Origin of the sequence: Alcanivorax profundi (assembly GCF_003597125.1) — a bacterium.
Classification (GTDB): domain Bacteria; phylum Pseudomonadota; class Gammaproteobacteria; order Pseudomonadales; family Alcanivoracaceae; genus Alcanivorax; species Alcanivorax profundi.
Genome location: NZ_QYYA01000004.1, coordinates 161,875 through 175,367, shown reverse-complemented (window position 1 = coordinate 175,367; position 13,493 = coordinate 161,875). Strand labels below are relative to the sequence as shown.

The window sequence follows — 13,493 nt, the reverse complement described above, 5'->3', positions numbered from 1 at the left end:
CTGGACCCTGGCGTCTTAGTCGATATACTCGATGATCTTGACGATTTTTTGTACGCCGTAGACTTTTTGCACCTGCGATACCACTGCCTCGGCTTCGTCGCGGGTCAGTAGTCCCATTAGATAAACCACGCCGTTTTCTGTCACCACCTTGGTGCGCCAACCTGGTGCGTCGCCATTCACGAAAAGGCGGCTTTTGACCTTGCTGGTGAGCCAGGTGTCATTGGTGCGTGCGAGGAAGGAATTGTTGCCGATTACCTGGAGCTCGTTGTGCACATGGCGAACATGGCGTACCTGGTCGGCGATATTGCCGGCCTGGGCTTTCAGGTCTTCGCTGGCGACCTGTCCTGCCAGCAGTACATTACCATTGAAGCTGACCACAACAATGCGTGATTGATCCAGTTCCTCACTGGCTCGCGCCAGATTAACGGAAACCTTGCGTTCGATGTTGCCGTCTTCTACGAAGGCGCCAAAGGTGCGTGAGCCGTGATCCTGATCGGTAGGTTGATCGGACATGCCTTTGGACATGCTGGTACAGCCGGACAGTGCTATCAGCAGGAAAGCGCTGGTCAGCAGGGCGGGAATCAGATGGCGCATGAAGCTTACTGACCTCCGAACAATTGCTGGTCGATATGATCGCAAAGGGCATGGATGACAAGCAGATGCACTTCCTGAATGCGCGCGGTGGAGTTGGCGGGCACGCGAATCTCGATGTCGTCAGGGCTGTAGAGATTCACCATTTCACCGCCTTCTTTGCCGGTCATGGCCACCACTCGCATATCGCGATCGTGGGCCGCCTGGATTGCCTGCATCACATTGGCGGAATTTCCGCTGGTTGAGATGGCCAGCAGAATATCGCCGCCATTGCCCAGGGCACGCACCTGCTTGGAGAAAATCTCGTTGTAGCTGTAATCGTTGGCGATGGAGGTCAGCGTTGATGAGTCAGTGGTCAGGGCCACCGCAGGCAGTGCGGGCCGTTCCATTTCAAAGCGGTTTAGCAGCTCGGAGGAAAAATGCTGGGCATCACCGGCGGAACCGCCATTGCCACAAGTCAGAATCTTGCCGCCATTCAGCAGGCATTCCACCATGGCCTGCCCGGCAGCCTCAATAACCGCTGGCAGGACTTCGCCGGCCTTGGCTTTGGTTTCGATGCTTTCGGCAAACAATTGCCGGATACGGTCCACGCTCATAACCAACCTCGTAACAGTCTTGTCCGCTACAGCTTATTCGCTGTAGAAGGCATTTTGTATCCATTGATAACAGACAGAATCGTTATTGTCCGGTTCCATACCCAGAACATCAAAGCGGCAGGCGCGATGATGATGTGCGGGGTGGCTGCCCAGAAAGTGTCTGGCGGCCAGTATCAAGCGTTTCTGCTTGTGATGATCCACCGAGGCAAGGGCGCCGCCATGGGTGTGATGCTTGCGCCAGCGCACTTCCACGAATACCAAGTCGTCATTGTCCTGCATTATCAGGTCGATCTCACCCTGGCGGCAGCGATAATTACGTTGCACCAGCAACAGTCCTTGCTGTTGCAGCCACTGTGCTGCTGCATTTTCGGCCTGTTGGCCGCGACTGGCATTACCGCGAAGTCGTAGCACTGCCGGGTCTGCTGCTGAGGGTGGCCGGGGCGCTGACCTGGGGTAAGGCCCGGGCTTCGCCACGAGAAAAGATCGCCCAGTTCAGCTCTCTGACAATGCGCTGTTGTTGCATGCGCAAGCGCCCGGTGACGCCAGGCATCTCGCTGGAGGGCAGAGCATTCAGGAGGTAGAGGCGACCCTGTAGGCGATAGGCGTCGATACCCATGGCAAAAAGGCGTTCGTAGCGTCCGTGGCCTTCTGGCCATTGCTCATCTGTGAGTTGATGCAAAGCGCTGTTTTCATCGCCGAGAAGCCAGGGGATTTCAACAAAACGAATACCGTTGAGGTCTTGGTCGCGACGGGGATTCGACATGCCGCTGTAAATCAGCGAGGTGGCATACACCGGCAGATCTTTCGCATAATGAAAATTGAGAGCTGGCTTGACCTGGCGGCCCTGATCCGGATTGGCAATCAGGAACAGGAAGTCCAGATCCTGGCGTCGGCGCGGGCGCTCATCCACTTTCAGATTGGTGAACCGGCTGACGGCCTTGCCTCGCTGTTCACTCTGTGCCACGAGTAACAGCTCTTCGACCGTGTCACCAATGGCGGGGCCTTCCTGATATTCAGACCAGGCGGTAACTGTGCCCCCCAGTGCCTGCCATTCATCGGCAAATGCCTGGGCAACACGCTGGCCCCAATCTCCCTTGGGGTAAAGGATTCCGGCCTGGGTATCACCTTGCTGGAAGCCTTGCAGGGCAATCTGCCGTGCTTCATCCTCCGGCGCCAACCCGAATTGGAAAAAGTTATCCGGGAGCGGCTGTTCTTCGTCCACGTAGTTCAGTGCCAGTGTGGTGACGGGCAATGTGCCCTGGCTTGCGATGGTGGCGGCTTTTTCCTTGGCTAAAGGACCGAGAATAAAATCGGCACCTTCGGCGATGGCTTGCTGATAGACAGCAAGAATGTCGTCGCCGGATGAATCGTAAAAGCGCAGGGTGGGTGTCAGGTTATCCTGCTTGTGCTGGTAATAGGCGGTCATGATGCCCTGTTTCAGCGTGGCTCCCACGGTTTCCAGTGGTCCGCTTGCGGGTAGCAGAATGGCAACCTGGCTGGGGCGTTGGCTGGCGGCTTTTTCAAGAGCTTCGAGCATGACTGGCACGTCGTTCACTGCCGGATGGGTGCGCCACTGTGCGCTCCACTGGTTAAGGCGAGTGACTTGCGCATCCAGGTCGGCAATGGGATCACGGTAAAGCTGCGCCAGCGTCAGCCAGCCAAGCAGGTCGCCGCTACTTTTATCGATGGCGCCGGCCAGGTCAGTGGCGGGTAGCTGCATCAGCAGCTGCCAGATCATGTTGTGGTTGTATTCCTGATCCTTGTCGCTCAATAGCGGGTGTGCGGCGACTCGCTGTTGAAGACTATCGAGAAGCTGGCCGCTCATGGCCAGGGCGTCGGCGCGAAGCAGATCCAGTTGAGCTTGCTGATCGGCGGGGTATTGAAGAATGTTGTCTTGTTCTTGGGTCAGTAGCGCCAGGGTTTCCCGGGGGTTTTGAAGGGCCAGGGTGGCCCGACCGTGAAGCAGTGTCAGCTGAAATCGTTGCTGTTGATTGAGTGCTTGCGGGTTTAATTCTGCCAGCAGTTGTTTGGCATCTTCTGCGCGCTCTTGTTGCAGGTATTCGCCTGCCCATGTCAGGGTGTTGGTAATGCGATTCTCAGCAGCCATCAGGCTCAACTGGGTGCGAGCCGCGGAAAGCGATTCCGGTGCCGGGGCTATGTCGGCGGCCGCCGGTTTTGCCGGCAGTTCGGCGGCGGGGCGTCGAGGCTCTACCGGAGAGGTATTACAGCCGGCGAGGGTTGCAGCAACAACCAATGCTACGAAAGGCTTTCTGATCATATTGAGAGTCGTATTACCAGAATGGAGCGGCTATTGTAGGCGCTTCGTACCGGGGTCACCAGCGACCCAGCTCCAGGAAGCGCGACAATTATGAACTCTGTCCTTTATGTGGTGAGTACACCCATCGGTCATCTTGACGATATTAGCCGCCGCGCCATTTCTGTGCTGGAAAGTGTGGATTGGGTAGCGGCAGAGGATACGCGGCATAGCCAGCGTTTGCTGGAACAGTTGGGTATCCGAAACCGCCTGATCAGCTGTCATGACCACAATGAGGGTCAGCGCAGTGCCGAGCTTGTTGAGCGAATGCAAAATGGTGAAAAAGGTGCGTTGATCAGTGATGCGGGAACGCCGCTGGTCAGTGATCCCGGCTACCGGCTGGTGCGTGCTTGCCAGGACGCGGGTATTGCAGTGGTGCCGGTGCCGGGGGCGTCTGCGCTGTTGGCAGCGTTGGCGGCGGCAGGGCAGCCGTCAGATCGCTTTGTGTTTGAAGGCTTTGTGCCTTCCAAGGGGGCTCCGCGGCAGCAGGCGATCGAGCGGTTGGCGGCCGCCACGGTGACCAGCATCATCTATGAGGCGCCCCACCGTGTATTGAGTTTTTTGCAAGCCCTGTCTGGCGTTGTGGAACCTGACCGTGAAATTACCCTGTGCCGCGAGCTCACCAAACAATTCGAGACGATTCGTCGAGGACCGGTTTGCGAACTTTGCGAATGGGTCAGCCAGGACAGCAACCAGCAACGCGGAGAGCTGGTGCTGGTGCTCTCTCCCGCAGCGGATACGGCGGGCTGGAGTGACAGGGACCAGGCGCTGGCCAAGCTGCTGCTTGCCGAACTCCCGGCCTCCCGCGCCGCCAAGATCCTCGCGGCCCACACGGGGCTCAAACGGCAGGCGGTGTATGCGCTGCTGCAATCAGTTGATAGTTGATAATTGACAGCTAAAACCTCCAAAAACAAAAACGACTTATGGGGTCGGGTCATGTTTTTTCTTCCCGCTGTCAACTCTCCTCTGTCAACTGTCAACTGCTTCATCTAAACTCGCTTGCGGATCGGTCAGACAGTCGCTGGCAGCGCCTTTCTAGGAAGGGGATGCTGGAGGAAAGTCCGGGCTCCGAAGGGCAGGGTGCCAGGTAACGCCTGGGGGCCACACTGGTGACGGTGTGGCTACGGCTAGTGCCACAGAGAAGATACCGCCTGTTCCACCTTGGGTGATCAGGTAAGGGTGAAAAGGTGCGGTAAGAGCGCACCGCGCCGCTGGTAACAGTGGTGGCAGGGTAAACCCCACCCGGAGCAAGACCAAATAGGGATCCTATGGCGTGGCCCGCGCTGGATCCGGGTAGGTTGCTAGAGGCTGGTGGCGACGCCAGCCCCAGATGAATGACTGTCCACGACAGAACCCGGCTTATCGACCGATCCACCTTTTTTGAAGAGCCCGATACGTGAAAGCGTATCGGGCTCTTTGCTATGGACTCTCGCCTGTTTGACCTGGGTCAGGGCGCTTTGTTGGCGCCTTGCTATGGTGCCTCTCTTTGCGAAAAGACCGGAGGAGCGGCGCATGGCTCAGGTAGATATCCTGTTTAAAGAGGGGGAGCACGAGGTGCTGCGATTTGCCGATCTCGTGGTGGGGGAGGGGGTCCAGGCCAATCAGTTTTGTATTCGCCGCCACGAGCGTGCTGCGCTTATTGATCCCGGGGGGGATCTGACTTACACCCCGTTGAATATCGCCTTGAGCCGACTGATCAAGCTCGAGGGGTTGGAGTATATTCTCGCCTCCCATCAGGACCCGGATATTATCGCCTCGCTTCCCCGCTGGTTGATGCATACCCGGTGTCAGGTGGTGGTGAGCCGGCTGTGGTCGCGATTTTTGCCTCATCTGGCGTCCAGTTATGTCACCGGTCAAATGGGCGAAGCGCTGCAGTCGCGAATCCTCGGGATTGCAGACAGAGGCAAGGTGCTGCCGTTCGGCGACAGCGAGCTATGGGTGCTGCCCGCGCATTTTCTTCATTCAGTGGGTAATTTCAGCTTTTATGACCCGATCAGTCGAATTCTGTTTTCCGGCGATATCGGAGCCTCTCTGGGGGGAGAAGAAGGTGAGGTAACCGATTTTTCGGATCACATCCACAGTATGGCTGGCTTCCATCGTCGCTACATGGCAAGCAATCGTGCCTGCCGGCTGTGGGTTTCCATGGTGCGAAAGCTCGGGCCTGCCAAGATTGTGCCGCAGCATGGGGGCTATTTTGCGGGTGCGCAGGTTGGTCGATTTCTGGATTGGCTGGCAGAGCTGGATTGCGGAGTGGATCTGCTGGCGGAAGATGACTATCGCTTGCCGGCAGAGAGTGCTCTTGATTTGAGGGTGGTTTGAGTGGGCGAGAGTCCTGCCGGGCTCTACCTTGGCGGTCCTTTAGTCTTTTATGGAATTTAAATCGTTGTTAGTGATAACTAATTTGTCTAACACTTAAAGTGCTTTCTCACTTGCGCGCCCCAGCGCTCTGATTCGTCTCGAAACTCCTTCCATTCGTCACTTCCCATTTCGCCATTGAAGGCTGACTTGTTCGTCTAACAGGCTGATTTGTCTGGAAATTCTTTTACGTTTGCCGTCTGTCTCTCGCTTGACTTGGGGTTTGCAGAAGCCCTAGAGTGTCGCAATGTGGTGAAAAGTGGGAAAAAGTGGGAAATTTCGATTGGCGGGTGTCATGAAGTGGGGCGAAAGCGCCGATGCCCGGGAAGGAACCGCATAACCAAGAGACCGAGGACAGCCAGTGTTTACTGGGAGCACATCACTCAATCTGGATGCCAAGGGGCGGCTTACCATGCCGACCCGCTATCGTGCTTCGTTGAACGAAGCCTGCGGCGGCCAGCTTGTGCTTACTCGTCATCCCTATGACGAATGTCTGGCGCTCTACCCACGAGACGAATTCATGGAAACCGCTCGCAAGCTGTCAGCCCAGCGTGACTCCAGTCCGCAGGTGCGCCAGCTCAAGCGACGTTTCCTGGGGCAGGCGGTGGAAATTGATATGGACAGCAATGGCCGCCTGCTGGTGCCGCCGGAGTTGCGCACCGCCATCGGCCTGGAAAAGCAGGCCATGCTGATTGGCCAAATGCATCGTTTTGAGATCTGGAAAGCGGAAAGCTGGTTGGAAGAGGACAGCACGCTGGATCCGGAAGCCCTTCCGGAAAGTGTGCAGGAGCTGTCCTTCTGATGACCGACACAGGGACGCAGTACGAACACCAGCCGGTGATGCTGGAAGAGGTGCTGGAAATGTGGTTCAGCCGCAGCGATGGAGCTTATGTAGACGGCACCTTCGGACGAGGTGGGCACAGCCGCGCGCTGCTGGCCAAGCTGGGCCCGAAGGGGCGGCTGGTGGGTATCGATCGTGATCCCCAGGCCATTGCGGTCGGTGACGCGCTGGCGGCTGAAGACAGCCGTTTCCAGATTGTCGCCAATCGCTTCGACTGTTTGCCGCAGGCGGTGGCAGCGTTGGGCCGTCCGATTGATGGTCTGTTGTTGGACCTGGGTGTGTCGTCGCCGCAGCTGGATGATGCCGCCCGGGGGTTCAGTTTCCTGCGCGATGGTCCTCTGGATATGCGCATGGATCCCACCAGTGGTGAAAGTGTCGCGCAATGGCTGGCACGGGCAGAAGAAAAGGCGATTGCCGATGTGTTGTATCGCTACGGTGAAGAGCGCAAATCGCGGCGCATCGCACGACGTATTTGTGAGGTGCGCGGCGAGCAGCCTATCACTCGCACCTTGCAGCTGGCGGAGTTGATTGAGTCGGTGCTGGGGCGCGGCGAGCCCGGCAAGCATCCGGCGACACGCAGCTTTCAGGCATTAAGGATACATATAAACGGGGAACTGGATGCGCTGAACAAAGTGCTCGAACAGTCCCTCGAGACGCTCGCCATCGGCGGGCGTCTCGCCATTATTAGCTTCCATTCTCTGGAAGACAGGATCGTGAAATTGTTTATTCGCGATCATTCCGGTCGGGCCCCCAGGGGGCGCGGCGGTTTGCCGTTGGGTGAGGAAATGCCCCAGCGGTTGGAGCCAGTAGGCAAGGCCATGCGCGCCAGCAAGGGCGAGCTGAAAGTGAATGTTCGCTCGCGTAGTGCGGTATTGCGGGTGGCGGAGAAGGTGGCGTGACAGCCCCCTGGGTTATTCGCTTTCTGGTTGTGGCGGTGGCGGTATCCGCGTTGGCGGTGAGCTACAGCGTCCACGAAGCGCGCCGTCTGACCGACGAAAGCCAGAAATTGCAGCAACAGCAGACCCGTCTTGAGAGTCAGTGGAGTCAGTTGTTGTTGGAGCACAGCACCTGGGGCAGCTATGCCCGGGTTGAGCGCCTGGCCAGAGAAGAGCTGGGCATGAAGTTACCGAAGACCGATGAGAGAGTGTTGATACGGCCATGAAAAAACAGGCCCGCAAGACACGGCAACCTAACCACCGGATGCGCTGGCGCTTTGTGCTGGGGTTCTGGATGGTCTGTGCCTGTCTTTTGCTGGCCCGGGCCGTCGACCTGCAAGTTGTTCAGCATGATTTCCTGGCGCATCAGGGTGACATCCGCAACCTGCGGGTTGAGCCGTTGGCGGCGCACCGTGGTGTGATCCGTGATCGCGCCGGGCGCCCGTTGGCCGTGAGTACTCCGGTGGTGACCCTGTGGGCCAACCCCCGGGAGGCGCTGGAGAACCCGGAGCAGTGGTCGCGCCTTGCAGGTAACAGTGTGGTCACCCAGAAGGACTTCGCCCGCAAAGTGCGCCGGCACGAGAGCCGCGAGTTCGTTTATCTGGAACGCGGCTTGGCACCTGAAGCAGCCAAACAGGTACTGGACCTGAATATCCCCGGGATCCACTCGCTGACGGAATATCGCCGTTACTATCCTGCCGGTGAAGTCAGCAGTCATGTGGTGGGGTTCACCAACATCGATGACGAAGGCCAGGAAGGGACGGAGTTGGCCATGGATGACCACCTGTCCGGTCACAGTGGCCGCAAGAAGGTGGTCCGCGACCTGCTGGGGCGTGTCATCCAGGATATCGAGGTGCTGGAGCCGGCAGAGCCCGGTGAAGATATCACCCTGAGTATCGATTTGCGCCTGCAGTACCTGGCCTATCGCGAATTGCTGGGCGCCGTGCAAAAACACAAGGCCCGTGGCGGCAGTGCGGTGGTGGTGGATGTGCGCACCGGTGAAGTGCTCGCCATGGTCAACCAGCCAGCCTACAACCCCAACAACCGTGGCAACCTGGATACGGCAGCACTACGTAATCGGGCGGTAACCGACTTGTTCGAGCCGGGTTCAACCATGAAGCCGTTTACGGTAGCCGCCGCCCTGGAAATGGGCATGGTGACGCCTTCCACTACGATCAACACCCATCCGGGTACCCTGCGCGTGGGGTCCAAGACGATTCGTGATCATCGGGATTACGGGGTCATCGATATCACTACCGTGCTGACCAAGAGCTCCAATGTGGGTACCAGCAAGCTGGCGTTGGCCATGGACCAGCAAGCCTTGCCGGATTATCTGGAGCGCTTCGGTTTTGGGCGCGCGACCGGGATCTCCTTTCCCGGAGAAAGTGACGGCTTGTTGCCGCTGCGCAGTCAGTGGCGGGATGTGGAGCGCGCGGCGCTGTCCTACGGCTATGGCCTGAGCGTGTCAGCAGTTCAGTTGGCCCAGGCTTATGCCGTGTTGGCAAATGATGGGGTGAAAGTGCCGCTGACCCTGAAGAAGGTTGACGGCATTCCCCAGGGCGAACAGGTGCTGGGCAAGACCACAGCCCGTCAGCTGGTGCAGATGCTGGAAACCGTGGTAAGCCGTGTGGGGACCGCGCGTCGTGCGCAGGTGCCCGGATATCAGGTGGCTGGCAAGACCGGCACTGTGCACAAGGTCGTCGCGGGCGGTTATGCCGACGATAATTACATTGGCTTGTTTGCCGGGCTGGCACCCGCCACGGACCCGCGCATTGTTACGGTGGTAGTGATCGACGACCCCCGCGGTGAAGATTATTACGGGGGGCTGGTGGCGGCGCCTGCTTTCTCCAACATCATGAGTGGGGTTCTGCGTACCCTGCATGTTCCACCAGACAAGCCCGAAGGCCTGCTGGCTGGCGGTCCTGATCCGGAGGACCGTTCATGATGAGTCTGCAGCAGCTGCTTCCTGACTACACTCTGCCTGCCGATGCGGCAGGCGTTGTCGTTTCCGGGCTGCAACTCGACAGCCGTCGGGTGGGTTCCGGTGATGCCTTCATTGCCGTGCCGGGTGTGGCCAGCGATGGTCGCCGTTATATCGCCGAGGCGATTCGCGCCGGTGCCGCTGCGGTGCTGGCACAAGGCGATACCTTTACGTTGTCATTCGAGCAGCAGGTGCCCTGTGTGCAGGTGCCAGGGCTGGCTGACAAGGTGGGCGATGTGGCAGCGCGCTGGTACGGTGAGCCGGCCAAAGGGCTGTCAATTACCGGGGTGACCGGCACCAATGGCAAAACCAGTATCACCTGGTTTCTGCGTGATGCCTTGAATGCACTGGGCCATCGTTGCGCCCTGGTTGGCACGCTTGGCGTTGGGCTCAAGGGAAAAGAGCAGCAGACCGGTCACACCACCCCGGATCCTGTGACCCTGCAGGCCGCCCTGGCCAGCGCCCGTGACGCGGGTGCTGATACGGTGGCCATGGAAGTCTCTTCCCATGCTCTGGACCAGGGGCGGCTTGGCAACACTCCGGTCATGACGGCGGTGTTCAGTAATCTCAGCCGTGACCATCTGGATTACCACGGCGACATGGAAGCCTATCTGGCAGCCAAATCGGTGCTGTTCACCCGTGACGGGGTGAAGTTGGCAGTGATCAATTGCGATGATCATGCTGCGGGCTCGCTGGTGGGTTGCCTGGCCGATGGCGTTCGCTGCGTGACCTTCGGTGCCCAGCAGGGCGCTACCGTGCGTTGCGACGACGTGACCTATAACGACAGCGGTATGCAGGCCACTCTGATGGTGGGAGGCGAAAGTGTCTCGATTGCGCTGCCGCTGTTTGGCCCATTCAATCTCAGCAATGTGATGGCGGTGGCGGGCATCCTGCATGGGCAGGGTGTCGAGGCTGCCGCACTGGGCGGGGCCTTGTCGGCAATTACCCCGGTGCCAGGACGTATGGAACCTGTGACCGCCGATGAGGGTCCGACCGTCATCGTGGATTATGCACACACTCCTGATGGCCTGGAAAAAGCCCTGCAGGCATGCCGCGCCCATTTCGATGGCAAGCTGCATTGCATTGTGGGCTGCGGTGGCGATCGGGATAGCGGCAAACGTCCGCAAATGGCGTCGGTGGCGGAGCGCCTGGCCGATGCGGTGATGCTTACCAGCGACAATCCACGCAGTGAAGACCCTCAAACCATCATTGATCAGATGCGCGCAGGACTGCGTGCCCCCGACAGCGTGAAAGAGAATACCCACCGGGCAGCGGCCATTGCGCAAGTGGTGTCAGCAGCCTCTGCACAGGACGTGATTCTGGTGGCCGGCAAGGGCCATGAGGATTATCAGGAAATTAACGGCGTGCGACATCCTTCCGATGATCGCCTGCTGGCCCGTGATGCGCTGGCCGCTTACCGCAAACCGGGGGGTGTGCAGTGATGCGACTTTCCCAGGTAGCACAGTGGACAGGTGGCCGGTTGCAGGGTGAAGACCTGACCGTGCCCGCGGTCGTCACGGATACTCGCAACATGACCCCGGGCAGCTTGTTCGTTGCCCTCAAGGGCGATCGCTTTGATGCCCATGATTTCCTGACGCAAGCGCAGGCAAACGGTGCCAGTGCGGCGCTGGTCGATCGTGAGCAGGAGGTCTTTGCTTCTGCGGTGCAGGTCGCTGATACCCGTCAGGGGCTGGGTCGGCTTGCCAGCGGTTATGCCGATCAATTTACCGCCGAGCGTCTGGCGGTGACCGGCAATGCCGGGAAAACCACGGTCAAGGAAATGGCCGCTGCCATGCTGGGTAGCGACACTCTGGCCACCGCGGGCAACTTTAATAATGACATTGGTGTGCCGTTGACCCTGTTACGGCTGCGGGCCGAGCACCGTTATGCAGTGATTGAGCTGGGAGCCAATGCTCCGGGGGAAATCGCCTGGACCAGTCAACTGACCAAACCGAAGGTGGTGCTGGTGACCAATGTGACCGGTGCCCATCTGGAAGGATTTGGCTCCATGCAGGGCATTGCCAATGCCAAGGCGGAAATTTTTGGCGGCTGTGTGCCGGGTGGTCGGGCCATCATCAACAACGATGATTCCTTCGCCGAGTTTTTTGCGGGCGAAGCCATCAAGGCCGGGCTCAATGTGATTCGCATTAGCACCCGTGGGGCGGCAGACCTGTATGCCGAACAAATTGTTCTGCATCAGGACCGGGCTGAATTTGTCCTGCAGCCGCTGGGTGAAACGGTCACTGTGCCACTGCCGGGGGCCCACCAGGTCAACAATGCCCTGATGGCATGTGCAGCGGTTCGTGCGCTGGGTGTTGAGCTGGCCGAAGTGCTGCCGCGGCTGGCTACGCTCAAACCGGTGCCAGGGCGTATGAACCTGCACCCGGTAGCGCAGGGCGTGTTGGTTGACGATACCTACAACGCCAATCCCGGTTCGGTGCGTGCGGCAATCGACTGGCTGGCCAGTCAACCGGCGCCACGGATGCTGGTGCTGGGTGCCATGGGCGAGCTGGGGCCGCAGGCCGACACTCTGGTCGCAGAGTTGGGGGCGTATGCCCGTGAAAAAGGATTGGACAGACTGGTCGTCATGCGCGGCGCGCAAGCGGCGGCCAGTGAATTTGGCGATCAGGCATTGATTGCCGATGAGCATCAACAGGCGGTGGACTGGAGTGCCCCGGTGCTGCAAGACGGCGGCACCGTGTTGGTGAAAGGTTCGCGCACGGCCGGCATGGAAGCGGTGGTGCAACAACTGACACTGGGCGCTGGCCCTCATACACAAACAAAGGGGACGCACTGATGTTGCTCTGGCTGGCTGAATACCTGGCGCAGTTCCATAACGGTTTTCTGGTGGTTCAGTACATCACCCTGCGCGGCATCCTGAGCGTGCTGACGGCGTTGTTCATCGCCTTCTGGGTAGGCCCGATCATGATCCGCAAGCTGCGTGAAAAGCAGGTCGGGCAGGCAATTCGTGAGGATGGTCCCAAGAGCCACTTGAGTAAGGCCGGCACCCCGACCATGGGTGGTGCGCTGATTCTGGTGGCCATTGTCATTTCCACGTTGCTGTGGGCGGATCTGAGCAACCGCTTTGTGTGGATCACCCTTGGGGTGCTGTTCATTTTTGGTGCCGTGGGTTGGGTAGATGACTGGCGCAAGGTGGTGGAAAAGAACCCGCGCGGTCTGCCCGCCCGGTGGAAGTATCTGTGGTTATCAGTGGGTTCGCTGGGGGCGGCGTTTGCGCTGTTCTTTACGGCCCAAAGCCCGGTGGAAACCCAGCTGATTGTGCCGTTCTTCAAGAACGTGGCCATCAACATGGGCTGGTTCTACATCGTGCTGACTTACTTTGTGATCAACGGCACCAGCAACGCGGTGAACCTTACCGACGGGCTGGATGGGCTGGCCATCATGCCTACCGTGCTGGTGGGTGGTGCGTTGGGCATCTTTGCCTATGCCGGTGGGCATACCGAATTTGCCACCTACCTGCAGATCCCCTACGTCGCCGGTGCCGGTGAGCTGGTGATTATCTCTGCGGCACTGTGTGGGGCCGGGCTGGGTTTTCTGTGGTTCAACGCCTACCCCGCTCAGGTGTTCATGGGCGATGTGGGGGCATTGGCACTGGGTGCCGTGCTGGGTGTGATGGCGGTGATCGTCCGCCAGGAAATTGTGCTCTTCATCATGGGCGGTGTGTTTGTGATGGAGACGGTCTCGGTGATGTTGCAGGTGGGCTCGTTCAAGCTTACCGGCCGGCGGATTTTCCGTATGGCGCCGATTCATCACCACTTTGAACTGAAAGGGTGGCCGGAGCCGAAGATTATTGTGCGGTTCTGGATCATCACCGTGATTCTTGTACTGGTGGGTCTGGCGACCCTGAAGATCCGATAGG

At 59.0% G+C, this 13,493-nt stretch carries 13 protein-coding genes and 1 other RNA gene; 10 read left to right on the top strand and 4 right to left on the bottom strand.

Annotated features, from left to right (window positions below):
• Positions 1 to 15: 15 nt before the first annotated feature.
• The 4 genes from D4A39_RS13450 to D4A39_RS13435 are packed head-to-tail and all read right to left on the bottom strand — an operon-like array spanning position 16 to position 3,465.
• On the bottom strand, positions 16 to 594 hold the full coding sequence (locus D4A39_RS13450) for a BON domain-containing protein (protein WP_022984973.1): 579 nt from the start codon (positions 592 to 594) through the stop codon (positions 16 to 18).
• A gap of 5 nt (positions 595 to 599) precedes the next feature.
• Positions 600 to 1,187, bottom strand: a complete 588-nt coding sequence (locus D4A39_RS13445; RefSeq protein WP_022984974.1) for a phosphoheptose isomerase — start codon at positions 1,185 to 1,187, stop codon at positions 600 to 602.
• A gap of 33 nt (positions 1,188 to 1,220) precedes the next feature.
• Positions 1,221 to 1,598 carry a YraN family protein gene (locus D4A39_RS13440; protein WP_022984975.1) on the bottom strand — a complete coding sequence of 126 codons (378 nt, stop codon included), beginning with the start codon at positions 1,596 to 1,598 and terminating at the stop codon, positions 1,221 to 1,223.
• The gene (locus tag D4A39_RS13435; RefSeq protein WP_119918364.1) at positions 1,579 to 3,465 is read right to left on the bottom strand and encodes a penicillin-binding protein activator; all 1,887 of its coding nucleotides are present in this window, start codon (positions 3,463 to 3,465) and stop codon (positions 1,579 to 1,581) included. Before D4A39_RS13435 ends, D4A39_RS13440 begins: the two co-directional genes overlap by 20 nt.
• A 90-nt stretch (positions 3,466 to 3,555) precedes the next feature.
• Between D4A39_RS13435 and rsmI the strand changes: the two genes are divergently transcribed.
• The 10 genes from rsmI to mraY all read left to right on the top strand — a co-directional run bounded on the left by rsmI (position 3,556) and on the right by mraY (position 13,492).
• The gene (gene rsmI / locus D4A39_RS13430; protein WP_022984977.1) at positions 3,556 to 4,386 is read left to right on the top strand and encodes a 16S rRNA (cytidine(1402)-2'-O)-methyltransferase; all 831 of its coding nucleotides are present in this window, start codon (positions 3,556 to 3,558) and stop codon (positions 4,384 to 4,386) included.
• A gap of 117 nt (positions 4,387 to 4,503) precedes the next feature.
• Positions 4,504 to 4,879: RNase P RNA component class A (gene rnpB / locus D4A39_RS13425), an RNA gene on the top strand.
• Positions 4,880 to 5,013: 134 nt separating this feature from the next.
• Positions 5,014 to 5,820 (top strand): oxygen-binding di-iron domain-containing protein, encoded by an 807-nt coding sequence (locus tag D4A39_RS13420; protein ID WP_022984978.1) that lies wholly within the window; start codon positions 5,014 to 5,016, stop codon positions 5,818 to 5,820.
• 397 nt (positions 5,821 to 6,217) lie between these two features.
• Positions 6,218 to 6,658 (top strand): division/cell wall cluster transcriptional repressor MraZ, encoded by a 441-nt coding sequence (mraZ, locus tag D4A39_RS13415; protein WP_022984979.1) that lies wholly within the window; start codon positions 6,218 to 6,220, stop codon positions 6,656 to 6,658.
• A complete protein-coding gene (gene rsmH, locus D4A39_RS13410) occupies positions 6,658 to 7,596 on the top strand; it encodes a 16S rRNA (cytosine(1402)-N(4))-methyltransferase RsmH (RefSeq protein WP_022984980.1) in 939 nt (312 codons plus the stop codon). Before mraZ ends, rsmH begins: the two co-directional genes overlap by 1 nt.
• Positions 7,593 to 7,859 (top strand): cell division protein FtsL, encoded by a 267-nt coding sequence (ftsL, locus tag D4A39_RS13405; protein ID WP_022984981.1) that lies wholly within the window; start codon positions 7,593 to 7,595, stop codon positions 7,857 to 7,859. The genes rsmH and ftsL overlap by 4 nt, the downstream gene beginning before the upstream one ends.
• Positions 7,856 to 9,577 carry a peptidoglycan D,D-transpeptidase FtsI family protein gene (locus tag D4A39_RS13400; protein WP_022984982.1) on the top strand — a complete coding sequence of 574 codons (1,722 nt, stop codon included), beginning with the start codon at positions 7,856 to 7,858 and terminating at the stop codon, positions 9,575 to 9,577. The genes ftsL and D4A39_RS13400 overlap by 4 nt, the downstream gene beginning before the upstream one ends.
• Complete coding sequence (locus D4A39_RS13395; protein ID WP_022984983.1) at positions 9,574 to 11,055, top strand: UDP-N-acetylmuramoyl-L-alanyl-D-glutamate--2,6-diaminopimelate ligase; 1,482 nt, start codon at positions 9,574 to 9,576, stop codon at positions 11,053 to 11,055. Before D4A39_RS13400 ends, D4A39_RS13395 begins: the two co-directional genes overlap by 4 nt.
• Positions 11,055 to 12,410 (top strand): UDP-N-acetylmuramoyl-tripeptide--D-alanyl-D-alanine ligase, encoded by a 1,356-nt coding sequence (locus D4A39_RS13390; protein ID WP_052017492.1) that lies wholly within the window; start codon positions 11,055 to 11,057, stop codon positions 12,408 to 12,410. Before D4A39_RS13395 ends, D4A39_RS13390 begins: the two co-directional genes overlap by 1 nt.
• The gene (gene mraY / locus D4A39_RS13385; RefSeq protein WP_022984985.1) at positions 12,410 to 13,492 is read left to right on the top strand and encodes a phospho-N-acetylmuramoyl-pentapeptide-transferase; all 1,083 of its coding nucleotides are present in this window, start codon (positions 12,410 to 12,412) and stop codon (positions 13,490 to 13,492) included. Before D4A39_RS13390 ends, mraY begins: the two co-directional genes overlap by 1 nt.
• Position 13,493: the final 1 nt, after the last annotated feature.

What these genes read in the sequence shown, in the direction of transcription:
- D4A39_RS13450 (WP_022984973.1), bottom strand. Translation starts at nt 594, where the DNA reads ATGCGCCATCTGATTCCCGCCCTGCTGACCAGCGCTTTCCTGCTGATA.
- D4A39_RS13445 (WP_022984974.1), bottom strand. Translation starts at nt 1,187, where the DNA reads ATGAGCGTGGACCGTATCCGGCAATTGTTTGCCGAAAGCATCGAAACC.
- D4A39_RS13435 (WP_119918364.1), bottom strand. Translation starts at nt 3,465, where the DNA reads ATGATCAGAAAGCCTTTCGTAGCATTGGTTGTTGCTGCAACCCTCGCC.
- rsmI (WP_022984977.1), top strand. Translation starts at nt 3,556, where the DNA reads ATGAACTCTGTCCTTTATGTGGTGAGTACACCCATCGGTCATCTTGAC.
- D4A39_RS13420 (WP_022984978.1), top strand. Translation starts at nt 5,014, where the DNA reads ATGGCTCAGGTAGATATCCTGTTTAAAGAGGGGGAGCACGAGGTGCTG.
- rsmH (WP_022984980.1), top strand. Translation starts at nt 6,658, where the DNA reads ATGACCGACACAGGGACGCAGTACGAACACCAGCCGGTGATGCTGGAA.
- D4A39_RS13400 (WP_022984982.1), top strand. Translation starts at nt 7,856, where the DNA reads ATGAAAAAACAGGCCCGCAAGACACGGCAACCTAACCACCGGATGCGC.
- D4A39_RS13395 (WP_022984983.1), top strand. Translation starts at nt 9,574, where the DNA reads ATGATGAGTCTGCAGCAGCTGCTTCCTGACTACACTCTGCCTGCCGAT.
- D4A39_RS13390 (WP_052017492.1), top strand. Translation starts at nt 11,055, where the DNA reads ATGCGACTTTCCCAGGTAGCACAGTGGACAGGTGGCCGGTTGCAGGGT.
- mraY (WP_022984985.1), top strand. Translation starts at nt 12,410, where the DNA reads ATGTTGCTCTGGCTGGCTGAATACCTGGCGCAGTTCCATAACGGTTTT.